Source organism: Erythrobacter ramosus (genome assembly GCF_009828055.1).
Taxonomy (GTDB): domain Bacteria; phylum Pseudomonadota; class Alphaproteobacteria; order Sphingomonadales; family Sphingomonadaceae; genus Erythrobacter; species Erythrobacter ramosus.
Genome location: NZ_WTYB01000002.1, coordinates 488,810 through 502,009 on the forward strand (window position 1 = coordinate 488,810; position 13,200 = coordinate 502,009).

The following is a 13,200-nucleotide window of genomic DNA, read 5'->3' on the forward strand; positions in this document are numbered from 1 at the left end:
AGGGCGCCTAGCGCCTATGTCCAAGCCTGCTGTCTCCCGCTTCCCGTTCCTGACCGATCCGATGATCGCCGTCTTGGTGATCGCGACCGGACTCGCCCTGCTTGTGCCCGCAGCCGGGGAAGCGCGGGCGGCTGCAACGCTGGTGTCGAATGCCGGTATCTTTCTGTTATTCCTGGTCAACGGGATGCGCATCCGCCGCTCCGAGATCGCGCGGGGCTTGGCCAATTGGCGCTATTTCGGGCCGCTGATGCTGTTCGTCTTCGGCGCGATGGCGCTGGGCGGGGTGGGCTTTGCGAGCCTTGCCGGACAGGTCTTGCCGCCGATGGTGGCGCTGGGCTTCATCTATCTCGGCTGCCTGCCGTCCACGGTCCAGTCAGCCACGAGCTACACGAGCTTGGCCGAGGGCAACGTTGGCCTGGCGGTGGTCGGCGCGGCGCTCATCAACATCGCGGGCGTTTTCATCAGCGCGCCGCTATTTGCGCTGCTGGGCGGCGGCGGAGCGGGAGAGATCGGGAGCGAGGCGATCATCCGCATCGGCCTCATTCTGGTGTTGCCCTTCGTGATCGGACAACTGGTGCAGGACCGGGTGATAGAGCGCATCGCTGCCCACCGGGCCCGGATCGCGTGGCTTGACCGGGCGGTGATCGGGATCGCGGTCTATGTCGCCTTTTCAGGCGCGGTTGAGCAGGGGCTGGCCACCATGTTCGCGCCCGCTGACTGGGCGGTGATGATCGCGCTGGTGCTGGCGATGCTCGCGCTCGCCCTGGGAGCTGCTTGGGGCACGGCCAGCTTGCTGGGCCTGCCGCGGCCTGACCGGATCGCGTTCCTGTTCGCCGGATCGCAAAAGAGTGTCGCCATCGGAGCGCCACTGGCCGCGATCCTGTTTCCGCCCGCCAGCGCCGGGTTCGTGATCGCGCCGCTTCTTCTCTATCACTTGGCCCAGCTGGTGCTAGCGGCACCGCTGGCGCTGCGCCTCGCCAAAGACGCGGACTAGGCCTTGGGCTGGTAGGTCTGGTCTTCGGTCGGGAAGGCGCGGCTGCGCACTTCTTCGGCATAGCGGGCTACGGTGCGGTCAATCACGCCCGCGATATCCTCGTAACGCTTCACGAAGCGCGGCACCCGCTCGAACATGCCGAGCATGTCTTCGGTGACGAGCACCTGCCCATCGCATTGGGCCGAAGCGCCGATGCCGATGGTAGGGCAGGTGACGGCCTGTGTCGCGGCAATCGCGATGGGCTCAACCACGCCTTCGATCACGATCGCGAAGGCGCCCGCTTCATCCAGCGCCTTGGCGTCAGAGACGATCTTCTCCGCCTCGGCATCCGACCGCCCGCGCGCGCCATAGCCGCCGAGCACGTTGACCGCCTGCGGAGTGAGGCCCACATGGCCCATCACCGGAATGCCGCGCTGGCTCAGGAAAGCGACGGTCGGCGCCATCACCGCCCCGCCTTCCAGCTTCACCGCCGCAGCGCCGGTCTGCTTGAGGAGGAAGGCCGCGCTTTCGAACGCCTGCTCTGGCGACGCCTCGTAGGAACCGAACGGCATGTCGACGACCACGACCGAATGATACGACCCGCGTACAACTGCCGCGCCATGATTGGCCATCATCTCGAGCGTCACCGGAACGGTCGACGGCAGGCCGTAGATCACCTGGCCGAGCGAATCCCCCACCAGCAGGATATCGCAATGCGCGTCGAGCAGCTGCGCCTGACGCGCGGTATAGGCGGTCAGCATTACCAGCGGAGTGGCGGTGACACCGTCCTTCTTGCGCGCGCGAATGGCGGGCACGGTTAGCCGCTTCATCACCTGCGGGGTGGGGTTTGCGCGGCTTGTGCTGGTGTCGAGCTGGAAGGTCGTGGACATGAACGGCGGTGTAGCGCTTGCGCGCACCGGGGGAAACCCGCTCTTTCGGCTTGTGTTGCGAGCCTGTTGCGCTAGCGTTACGGCCATTCGATCGCGCGGGGGATCTGCTTGCGATCAGTGGGAGACCTATTCCAGATGTTTCTTGACCGGATTAAGCCGTGCGCCGTGCAGGCGCGCAGGGGGGATTTGTAATGGCGAGTGCACCCAGAGGAACCGTTTTTCAGCGGATGTTCGCGCGCAAGTCGATTGCGCAGGTCCAGCGTGAAACCCAGACCAGCGAGTTGAAGCGCACGCTCGGCAAGTGGAACCTGCTGCTGCTGGGCGTCGGCTGCATCATCGGGGCGGGCATTTTTGTTCGCACCGGCAGTGCGGCGGCGCTCCATGCGGGGCCGGCTGTGATGCTGTCCTTCGTGGTGGCGGGCATTGTCTGTGCCTTTGCCGGGCTGTGCTATGCCGAGCTTAGCTCGACACTGCCGGTCTCTGGCTCAGCCTACACCTACAGCTACACCACGCTGGGCGAGTTCGTCGCCTGGATCATGGGCGCGCTGCTGCTGCTGGAATATGGCTTGGCTGCTTCGGTGGTCGCGGTGGGCTGGGGCGGCTATGTGGTCAGCCTGCTAGCTGACTTCGGCCTTGTTATACCGCCACAATTTACCGGGCCTGCAGGCATGACGCTGATGCAGGATGGCGCGCCGGTGATTGTCGATGGCCAGACGGTCACGACGATCTTCAATATGCCGGCGTTCCTGATCTGCATCGCGCTATCGGGCCTGCTGATGCTGGGCGTGTCGGAATCGGCCAAGGTCAACAACATCATCGTCGGCATCAAGGTCAGCGTGCTGGTGGCGTTCATCGCGGTCGGCGGGCTGATTGTGCTTTCCAACCTCGGCGAGCTGATGGCGACCAACTGGGTGCCGTTCATTCCTGAGTATGACGCTGCGGCCAATAATGGCGAAGGCGCCTTCGGGGTCGACGGGATCATGCGCGCCGCCTCGATCGTGTTCTTCGCCTATATCGGGTTCGAGGCAGTCTCGACCGCCGGACAGGAAGCCAAGGACCCGGCCAAGGATATGCCGTTCGGCATTCTGGGCTCGCTGATTGTCTGCACCGTGATCTACATGCTTGTTGCCGCGATCATGACGTTGCTGGTGCCCTACGGCACGCTCAACGTCCCCGATCCGGTTGCGGTGGTGGTCGACAATTTCGGCCCCACCTGGGGCTGGCTCGCGAAGATCATCAAGGTCGGTGCGATCATCGGTCTGACGTCGGTGGTGCTGGTGCTGATGTATGCGCAGACGCGCATCTTCTACACCATGGCGCGTGACGGCCTGCTGCCCAAGGTGTTCAGCAAGGTACATCCGAAGTATCAGACGCCCTATGTGAACACGGCGCTGGTCGGCATCATCACGGCCGTTGCTGCGGGCTTCTTCGACATCAACGTGCTCGGTGACATGACCTCGGTCGGTACGCTGGCGGCCTTCGCCATCGTCTGTCTGTCGGTGATCTACCTGCGCCGCAACGCGCCGGAACTGCCGCGCGGGTTCAAGGTGCCGTTTTATCCGGTTACCCCGGTGCTGGGCATCCTGTCGTGTGCCTACCTGATCTACACCGTGCCGCCGAGCGTGCTGATCTTCTTTGCATGGTTCATGGCCGGGATGATCGCGCTGTATTTCCTTTACGGCCTGTCGCATTCCAACCTCCAGCATGGCGAGTGGCAGGACCCTGCGCCTGACATGGGTGAGTTTCCGGGGCCGGTGGTCGACGACTAGGTCTCGTTGAGACTCAAATCTAAGGGCGCGGGGAGCACACAGCTCCCCGCGCCCTTTTCATTGCAAGCGGACCAATATTGGAACATAAAGCGAACATATGAGTCGTTCGCTTATGCCCTTTACGCCCTCCAAACCGTCACCTGCGCGCGTGCTGTCCCGCGCTGCTGCCCTATCTACGCCTGAAGCGCGGTGGCGACCGGGGTTGGCGGATCACCCGTTCCACTCCGAAATCTTCGCGTCCGCCAGTGAGGCGAGCGGAGTGGGGCTGGCGCTGGCTTTGGCGCGTGACGCCTTGACGTCAAACGCAGCGGATGAGGCGATTGAGGACACCCGCCAAGTCCTGTGGGTGCAGGATCGCGCCGCGATCCGCCTAGGCGGGCGGCCCTGCCTTGCCGGCCTTTCGCCCGATCTGCGCCGCCACCTGATCCATGTCGCCGCCGCCACGCCAGAGGACGCGCTGTTCGCGCTGGAGGAGGGGTTGAAGTGCCGTGACCTCGCCTGCGTGATCGGGGAGATCGCGGGTAATCCGCGCGCGCTCAGCTTCACCGCCTCGCGCCGGTTGAGCCTTACCGCAGAACGCCACGGAGTGCGATTGTGGCTGGTGCGGCTCGATGCCGAACGCGACCTTTCCTCGGCCCGAATGCGCTGGCAGGTGCGCGCGGCACCTTCGCCTCTGCCGCGCTGGAACCCTGCCGCTCCCGGCACTGCCAGCTGGCATGCCGAACTGTTCCGTGCGCGCGCCCATGCGCCGGGCGAATGGATGCTTTGCGATGACACTGGAACCCTGCGCCTCCGCTCTGATCCTGACACCGATGTCGCCGCCGCGCCGGATCCTGTCCATCTGGCTCGCCCGACTGTCGGTCGATCGCTGGCGGCGCGCGCACGCGCCTGAGGCGCAAGCCGCCGCCGATGCCGCGCCCACAGCGCTGATCCTCGAAACCGCGCACGGCCCGCGCATCACCGCTGCCAATGGCGCCGGGCTCGCGGCGGGTGCGCGGGTGGGGATGTTGCTGGCTGATGCGCGCGCGCTCTGCCCTGATCTGGCCGCTGTTCCGGCTGACCCCGCAGGCGATCTCGCAGCGCTGGAGAAGCTCGCCCTGTGGGCGCAGCGCTGGGGGCCGTGGAGCGCGCTCGATCCGCCCGACGGTCTGCTGGTCGATGTCACCGGAGCCGCCCACCTGTTCGGCGGCGAGGACGCGCTACTCACCGATGTCATGCGGGCCTTCGCAGCGCGCGGGCTGACAGCGCGCGCCGCGCTCGCGCCGACGGCGGGGGCGGCTTGGGCGCTTTCGCATTACGCCCGGCCGCGTGCGATCCTCGCCCCGGATGATGATCCGCTGCGTCAGCTCGGCGATCTGCCTGTGGCAGCACTCAGGCTCGATGACGACGTGCTGACCGTGCTGCGCCGGCTCGGGATCAAGCGGCTCGGCGAGCTTGCAGGGGTGAGCGGCATGGGTGAGGATCCGGGGCAGGAGGCCGCCGCGCGCGATGCCCTGCGCCGGCGGTTCCGCAATCACCGCTCCCCCGCCGCCAATCCGCTGCTCCGGCTCGATCAATTGCTGGGCCGCGTGCCCGAACCGCTGCTGCCGGTGATCGACCGGCCGATGCCGCTGGTGCAGCGCCGGTTGATGGAGCCGCTGCGTCACCGCAACCTGCTCGACCGGGTGGTGGAAGACCTCGCCGCTGACATGGTGCGCGCGCTCGAAGCGCGGGGGGAGGGCGCACGACGGCTCGAACTGGCGCTGTGGCGGGTCGATGGCGAAGTCTTACAGCGCCGCATCGAACTCGCTGCCGCCACGCGCGAGGCCAGCCATATCAACCGGCTGTTTGCCGCCCGGCTCGATGATGTCGAGGCCGGGTTCGGGATCGAAGCGGTGCAGTTGCGCGCCAGCTGGAGCGAACCGCTCAGCCTCAGCCAGGCCGATCTCGATGCGGCCGCCGAAGACCACGGCACTGCGCTGGCGGCCTGCATCGACCGGCTGACTGTTCGGCTCGGCCCCAAGGCTGTCACCCGCCCGGTCGCTCGTGCCAGCCACATCCCCGAACGCGCGCAAAGCTGGCAGCCGCCGCTCGCCCCGGTGCCGCCTTCGCAAGGCGCGCTTGCCTTCCACACCCGCCCGCTGAAACTGCTCGACCGGGCCGAGCCGATCGCGGTGCTCTATGCCTCGCCCGATGGCGTGCCGCAGCGGTTCCGCTGGCGCGGGAATGTGCGCGAGGTCTGCCGCGTCGAGGGGCCGGAGCGGATCGCGCCCGAATGGTGGCGCGAACGCTCGACCGCGCGGCTGCGCGACTATTACCGGATCGAGGATGAGGCGGGGCGGCGGTACTGGATCTACCGGCAGGGAACCCTTGGTGACGGGCGGGGCGGGGTGCCCGACTGGTTCCTGCAAGGGCTCTATGCCTGATAGCGCTTAACCCTAATTCCTCTTACAGGCTTGCTTAGCTTTCCTTTACAGATTTGTGCCATGCTCCGCCTATGAACCTCCACTCGATCTCGCGCGCGTCCGAACGCCGGCCGATGAGCCTCACGGTGAAAAGCCGGGTGCGCTCGCGCGTGGTGTTTGTCGATCTGATCGATATTTCCGAAGGAGGCTGCAAAATCCGCGCGCGCGCTGGGTTTGCCGAAGTCGGTGACCGGGTGACGATGAAGGTCAATGGGATCAACGCCCCGCTCGGCACGATCGCTTGGATCGAAGGGCAGGTCGCCGGTGTCGCCTTCGAAGGGGCGATGCACCCCGCTGTGATCGACTATCTGTGCGATAAGCAAGACGACCGCGACACCGGCCCAGAGTTGCGTCGCATCGTCTGACAGGCCGCTTGCAAGCTTTGCATTTGGCGATGGAGAAGTAGGAACATATAAGGAACACTTGAAAGGTGTTCCTCGTTCCGATGGCTCAGCAGACTCTCCGCCAGAAACTCGAAATCCTCGCCGATGCGGCGAAGTATGATGCGTCCTGCGCGTCATCCGGCACAGCGAAGAAGAATTCGCTGGGCGGGAAGGGCGTCGGCTCAACCGAGGGGATGGGCATCTGCCACGCCTATGCGCCGGACGGGCGGTGTATCTCGCTGCTCAAGATCCTGCTGACCAATCACTGCATCTTCGATTGCCACTACTGCATCAACCGCAAGAGCTCGAATGTGCCCCGCGCGCGGTTCACTCCGCAGGAGGTGGTTGACCTCACACTCAATTTCTACCGCCGCAATTATATCGAGGGGCTGTTCCTGTCCTCCGGCATCGTGCGCAGCGCCAATCACACGATGGAGCAGCTGGTCGAAGTAGCGCGCATCCTGCGTGAGGAGCATGATTTTCGCGGCTATATCCACCTGAAGACCATCCCCGAGGCTGATGCCGAGGTGATCCATCAGGCCGGGCTTTATGCCGATCGCGTCTCGATCAATGTCGAACTGCCGACCCGCGCGGGCCTGACGCGGCTCGCGCCCGACAAGGACGAAAGCCAGATCGAAGGCGCGATGGGGCGTACCAAGGCGCGGATCATCCAGGCCAAGGACGAACGCAAACGCTTCCGCCACGCGCCGCGCTTTGCGCCTGCGGGCCAGTCCACGCAGATGATCGTCGGCGCGGACGGGTCCAATGACACCGCGATCATCGGCAAGGCGAGTCGGCTCTATGGCAGCTTCGGGCTGAGGCGCGTCTATTACAGCGCGTTCTCGCCGATCCCCGATGCGAGTGCCGTACTGCCGCTGAAGCGCCCGCCCTTGCTGCGCGAACACCGCCTGTATCAGTCCGACTGGCTGATGCGGTTCTACGGCTTTGCGCCGGGAGAAGTGGCCGACGTGACCGAGGCGAATGGCAACCTGCCGCTCGATATCGACCCGAAGCTGGCGTGGGCGCTGAAGTTTCGCGCAAGCTTCCCGGTCGATGTGAACCGCGCCGCGAAGGAGCAATTGCTGCGGGTGCCGGGGCTGGGAACCACGGCGGTCGCGCGCATTATCGCGGCGCGGCGGCACCGGACGCTGCGATTGGATGATGTGGCGCGCCTGACCGCCTCAATCGCCAAGGTGCGTCCTTTCATCTGCGCGCTCGACTGGCGGCCCACACTGCTGACCGACCGCGCCGACCTGCGCCGCCTGCTTGCGCCGAAGTCGGAACAGCTGGAGCTGTTCTGATGGGTGGAAAGAACGGTTTCCCGCAGAGACGCAGAGGAAGCAGAGACGCAGAGATGTCGCGCCCGCGGCGCAGCCGCACTCCTCGTCTGACAGTCCGACCAGCGGCTATGTCGAACGAGCGGAAAGTGCCTTCGGCACGCACAGCCCCTCCGTGTCTCCCCTTTCTTCTCTGCGCCTCTGCGAGAAACACCCCGCGGCTTCGCCGCGTAACCTTCTCCGCGCCCCCTGCTCCTCTGTGGTCTCTGCGCGAACCCCTTTGTTGGGGCCGCACATGACCGCCCAAAAACGTTCTGGGCAGAACGCCTCTCTCGGCGCCCACTACGCGATTCACTTACCCGCGCCCGACGATTTCGCCTTCTGGCGGGAACGGGCGCGCGGGTTGATCCAGTGCGATGTGCCGCCTGACCGCGTCTCGTGGATCGAGCCGGGAGGGACGGGTGATCTATTTGCCGAGGGGCCGTCGCGCGGAGACAAGCGCCTGCCGCCACCGCCTGCCGATGCGCCGCCGGTGCGTGCCAGCCAGCGGTTTCTGACGGTTGCCCGCAGCGCGGCGCTGCACTCCGATCCGGCGCGATTCGGGCTGCTCTACCGCTTATTGTGGCGGCTCCAGCGCAATCTCCGCATAATGGAAGACAAGGCCGACCCGGAGGTGCGGCGGATCGAGGAGCTCGCCAAATCGGTGCGGCGCGATGCGCACAAGATGCACGCCTTCGTCCGCTTCCGCGAGGTGACAGAAGAGGACGGCACCCCGCATTTCGTCGCCTGGTTCGAGCCCGATCACCATATCGTCCGCGCCGAGGCAGCGTTCTTCATGCGCCGCTTTGCCAATATGCGCTGGTCAATCCTGACCCCGCGCGGCAGCGTGCATTGGGACGCCGAGACCATGCGCGAAGGCCCCCCAGCGCGCCGTGAGGATGCGCCGGGCGGCGATCCGGTCGAGGTGCTGTGGCGGTCCTACTACGCCTCGACCTTCAATCCCGCGCGGCTGAAGGTGGGGGCGATGCTGTCCGAAATGCCCAAGAAATACTGGAAGAACCTGCCCGAGGCCGATCTCATCCCGCAGCTGATCGCGGGCGCACAGGCGCGCGAGGCGGTGATGGTCAGGGCCGGCGCGCGCGAGGAGCGGGTACGGCCTACGACGCTCGCCGAGGTCGCGAAGGGAGCGGCGAATTGCCGCGATTGCCCGATTGCCGACTGCGGCACCCGTGCGGTGACGGGTGAGGGGCCGGAAGGCGCGCGCCTGATGATCATCGGCGAACAGCCCGGCGATCAGGAGGATATGGCAGGCCGCATGTTCGTTGGCCCGGCGGGGCAGTTGCTCGATCAGCACCTCACCCGCGCGGGGATCGACCGCAGCGCGGCTTACGTCACCAATGCGGTCAAGCATTTCAAGTTCACATGGAAGGGCAAGCACCGGTTGCACCAGTCTCCCGGTGCGAAGGAGATCGACACCTGCCGCTGGTGGCTCGAAGCCGAACGCGCGATTGTCCAGCCCCGCATCGTGCTGGCGCTGGGTGCGAGCGCGGCGCGCGGGATGCTGGGCCGTACGGTGAGCGTGTCCAAGGCGCGCGGCACTCCGATCATGCTCGATGACGGAGCCGAGCTGTGGGTGACGGTGCACCCGTCCTACCTGCTCAGGCTGGACGGCGAAGCGCAGGCGCAACAGGCGGCGCTGTTCGCGGCTGATCTTGAGGCGGTGCGGGAGCGGCTCGCGGAGTTGGCGGGCTGAGATGCCCGAAGGCCCGCTCACTCCCGACAAGCGCACCTTGCAGGTCGATCCCGACGGGATTGTGCCCCCGCCGCGTGCGCCGTTCGTGGAACTGGGGGTGGCGAGTTGCTTCAGCTTTCTGCGCGGGGCGTCCGACGCGGTCGATCTGGTGCTGACCGCCCACGCCCACGGCTATGACGCGCTGGGGATTGCCGATGTGAACTCGATGGCAGGCGTGGTGCGGCTGCATACCGAGGCCAAGACGCTGAAGCTGCGCCCGTTGATCGGCTGCCGGATCGAGACGGTCGAGGGCCTAGTCTTCCTCGCCTACCCTGAAACCCGCGCCGCCTATGGCCGGTTGTGCCGCCTTATCAGCGCGGGACGGATGCAGACGCTTTCGGGCGAGTGGCAGGACAAGGGTGTGTGCGATATCGACCTTGCCCTGCTGGCGGAGCACAGCGAAGGTGTGCAGTTGATCCTGCTCCCGCCGGATGATCTGGATGCCCGGTTCTCCATCACGGTGCCGAGCAATGTCATCCCTTTTCCCCGTCCCGGCCCCCGAGCCGGGACCCCGCTGCCTCCCGATGCTGCCTCGCAAGATAGCGGGGCCCCAGATCAAGTCCGGGGCGGGGGAAGTATGGAACGCAGCGCAAAGTTCCTCGATCTCCTCCCCCACCTCACCCGCCAGCTGCCCAACCTCGGCCACATCGCCGCCAGCTATCTCTACAGCGGCGATGATATCGCCCGGATCGAGCGGCTCGACAGCCTCGCGCGGGCCAACGGCCTCAGCCTCCTCGCCACCAACGATGTCCACTACCACGCGCCCGAGCGCCGTGCGTTGCAGGATGTGATGACCGCGATCCGGCACAAGACCACTGTCGCGGCGGCCGGCCACCTGCTTCACCCCAATGCTGAGCGGCATCTGAAGTCCCCGGCGCAGATGCAGCGCCTCTTCGCCCGCTGGCCCCACGCAATCCGCGCCGCACGCGAGGTGGCCGACCGCTGCCAGTTCAGCCTCGATGAATTGCGCTACGAATACCCGGAGGAAATCTACCCGGACGGGCAGACACCGCAGGCTTTCCTCGAAACCGAAGTCTGGGCCGGGGCAGGGCGGCGCTACCCCGAGGGCCTGCCCGAAACCGTCCGCGCCACGCTGGAACGCGAATTGGCGCTGATCGCCAAGCTCGATCTCGCGCGCTACTTCCTCACCATCAAGGACATCGTTGATTTCGCGCGCGGGCAGGAGCCGCCGATTTTGTGCCAAGGGCGGGGGAGCGCGGCCAACTCTGCCGTGTGCTACGTCCTCGGCATCACCTCAGTTGATCCCGCCAAACACCAGCTTCTGTTCGACCGCTTCATCTCCGAGGAGCGGAAAGAGCCGCCCGACATCGACGTCGACTTTGAACACGAGCGGCGCGAAGAGGTGATCCAGTACATCTACAAGAAATATGGTCGCCACCGCGCCGGACTGTGCGCGACCGTGATCCATTACCGCCCTCGCATGGCGATCCGCGAGGTGGGCAAGGTGATGGGCCTCAGCGAGGATGTCACCAGCGCCCTAGCGCGGAGCGTGTGGGGCGGGTGGGGCCGCGAGATCAGCGAGAAGCACGCGGCGGAAACCGGGCTGGATATCACCGACCCGCACCTCAGGCGGGTTCTGAAACTCACCGAGCAGATGATTGGAATGCCGCGTCATTTGGGCCAGCACGTCGGCGGGTTCATCCTCACCGAAAGCGCGCTGACCGAAACCGTGCCGATCGGCAATGGCGCGATGCCGGAGCGCTCCTTCATCGAGTGGGACAAGGACGATATCGATGCGCTCGGTATCCTGAAGGTCGATGTGCTGGCGCTGGGGATGCTGACCTGCATCCGCAAATGCCTCGATCTGCTGGGCGAACACCACGGGCGCGCACTCACGCTGGCCACAGTCCCGCGCGAAGACCCCGAAACCTATGCAATGCTGCGCAAGGGCGACTCGCTCGGGGTGTTTCAGGTCGAAAGCCGCGCGCAGATGAACATGCTCCCCCGCCTGCGACCGCGCGAGTTCTACGATCTCGTCATTCAGGTGGCTATCGTGCGCCCCGGCCCGATTCAGGGCGACATGGTGCACCCCTATCTCAAGCGCCGCCGGGGTGCCGAGCCGGTGCAGATCCCCGCGCCTGCGCCCGAACACGGCCCGCCGGACGAGCTCACCAGCATCCTGGGGCGCACCTTGGGCGTACCGATCTTTCAGGAGCAGGCGATGAAGATCGCGCTGGATGCGGCGAAGTTCTCCAGTCTCGAAGCCAACCGGCTGAGGAAGGCCATGGCGACCTTCCGCAGCCGGGGCATGGTCGATGAACTTCAGGACATGATGGTCGAACGCATGGTCGCGCGCGGATATGACCGCGACTTTGCGCAGCGCTGTTTCAATCAGATCAGGGGCTTCGGCGAATATGGCTTCCCTGAAAGCCACGCCGCGAGCTTTGCGCAGCTGGTCTATGTGTCGAGCTGGCTCAAGTGCCACTACCCGGCGGCCTTTGCCTGCGGGCTGCTGAATTCGCAGCCGATGGGCTTCTATGCGCCCGCGCAGATCGTGCGCGATGCGGCTGAGCATGGGGTGCGGGTGTTGCCGGTGGATGTGAATCACTCAGGCTGGGATTGCACGCTGGAAGAAGAAGGGGGTTCACGCAGAGACGCAGAGGAAGAAAGGGGGAGGCGCGGAGAGGTTGCACCAGCGGCGCAGCCGCAATCCTGCCTGAACGGCACGGAAGGCGGCGAGGTTGCAGGTGATGAGAGTGCCTTCGGCACGCACAATATCTCTGCGTCTCCCTTCTCCTCTGCGTCTCTGCGTGAACCCGGATTTGATCGCAGCCACGCCCTCCGCCTTGGCCTGCGCCAGATCGACGGGCTGCCCGGACACGTCGCCGCCACCCTGCTGGCGGAGCGTGAGGAGCGTGGGCCGTTCCGCGACATCGCCGATCTGCGCACGCGTGCGGGGCTCTCGCCTGCGCATATCGAGCGGCTCGCCAGCGCTGATGCCTTCAATTCGCTAAGCATCTCGCGCCGGCAGGCTTTGTGGGATGCGAGGAGCCTTATCGCTGCGCCCGATCTGCCATTGTTCCGCGCGGCGGGAGTGCGTGAGGAGGGGGGCGAGCGTGCGGCGATCCGTCTGCCCGCCATGCCTTTGTCGGAGGAGGTGGTCGCCGATTACCAGACCACCCGCCTCAGCCTGAAAGCCCACCCCATGGCCTTCCTGCGCGCCGATCTCGCCGCGCGCGGATTTGTGCGCGCGTCAGACCTTCGCGCCCGTAAGTTCCGCAGCATGGTGCAAGTCGCGGGCGTGGTGCTGATCCGCCAGCGGCCCGGCAGCGCCAAGGGCGTCACCTTCATCACCCTCGAAGACGAAACCGGGGTCATCAACCTCGTCGTCTGGCCCGATCTCAAGGAGAAGAACCGCAAGGTCGTGATGGGCGCGCGGCTGATGGAGGTGCGCGGGCGGGTGGAATATGACGACGAGGTGATCCATGTGATTGCCCAGGCTATGACCGATGCGACACAGCGGCTGCATGCGCTATCCGATGATCTGCTCGATGCCCCGCTTGCCCGTGCCGACGAGGTCAACCGCCCGATGCCTGAGCGTGGCCCGCCTGTGCCGCGCGACATTATCGACGAATTGGCGCCAAAGCCCAACGTGACTGGCCACCCGCGCAATCATCGGATTTTGCCAAAGTCACGCGATTTCCATTAGAG

9 protein-coding genes are annotated in these 13,200 nt (G+C 65.8%); 8 read left to right on the plus strand and 1 reads right to left on the minus strand.

The genetic code is table 11. The features are described from left to right. Nucleotides 1-16 precede the first annotated feature (16 nt). Entirely contained in the window at nucleotides 17-994 is a 978-nt protein-coding gene (locus GRI59_RS08940; RefSeq protein ID WP_160760853.1) for a bile acid:sodium symporter family protein, read from the plus strand. On the opposite strand, the gene panB is transcribed toward GRI59_RS08940, so the two are convergent. After that, entirely contained in the window at nucleotides 991-1,863 is an 873-nt protein-coding gene (gene panB / locus GRI59_RS08945; RefSeq protein WP_160760854.1) for a 3-methyl-2-oxobutanoate hydroxymethyltransferase, read from the minus strand. The two genes, GRI59_RS08940 and panB, sit on opposite strands and share 4 nt — an antisense overlap. Before the next feature lie 191 nt (nucleotides 1,864-2,054). On the opposite strand from panB, the gene GRI59_RS08950 reads away from it, so the two are divergent. From GRI59_RS08950 to GRI59_RS08980, 7 genes are all read left to right on the plus strand, one after another. Then, nucleotides 2,055-3,632, plus strand: a complete 1,578-nt coding sequence (locus tag GRI59_RS08950; protein WP_160760855.1) for an amino acid permease — start codon at nucleotides 2,055-2,057, stop codon at nucleotides 3,630-3,632. A gap of 97 nt (nucleotides 3,633-3,729) precedes the next feature. Next, nucleotides 3,730-4,524, plus strand: coding sequence for a recA-like protein (locus GRI59_RS08955; RefSeq protein WP_237440760.1), 795 nt, complete (start codon nucleotides 3,730-3,732; stop codon nucleotides 4,522-4,524). Next, entirely contained in the window at nucleotides 4,445-6,037 is a 1,593-nt protein-coding gene (locus GRI59_RS08960; protein WP_160761588.1) for a DUF6504 family protein, read from the plus strand. The genes GRI59_RS08955 and GRI59_RS08960 overlap by 80 nt, the downstream gene beginning before the upstream one ends. A gap of 71 nt (nucleotides 6,038-6,108) precedes the next feature. Beyond that, complete coding sequence (locus tag GRI59_RS08965; protein ID WP_160760856.1) at nucleotides 6,109-6,441, plus strand: PilZ domain-containing protein; 333 nt, start codon at nucleotides 6,109-6,111, stop codon at nucleotides 6,439-6,441. An 80-nt stretch (nucleotides 6,442-6,521) separates the two neighbouring features. Further along, the gene (locus GRI59_RS08970; protein ID WP_160760857.1) at nucleotides 6,522-7,760 is read left to right on the plus strand and encodes a putative DNA modification/repair radical SAM protein; all 1,239 of its coding nucleotides are present in this window, start codon (nucleotides 6,522-6,524) and stop codon (nucleotides 7,758-7,760) included. 271 nt (nucleotides 7,761-8,031) lie between these two features. Further along, nucleotides 8,032-9,489 carry a UdgX family uracil-DNA binding protein gene (locus GRI59_RS08975; RefSeq protein WP_160760858.1) on the plus strand — a complete coding sequence of 486 codons (1,458 nt, stop codon included), beginning with the start codon at nucleotides 8,032-8,034 and terminating at the stop codon, nucleotides 9,487-9,489. A gap of 1 nt (nucleotide 9,490) precedes the next feature. Continuing rightward, nucleotides 9,491-13,198, plus strand: coding sequence for an error-prone DNA polymerase (locus tag GRI59_RS08980; protein WP_160760859.1), 3,708 nt, complete (start codon nucleotides 9,491-9,493; stop codon nucleotides 13,196-13,198). Nucleotides 13,199-13,200 lie beyond the last annotated feature (2 nt).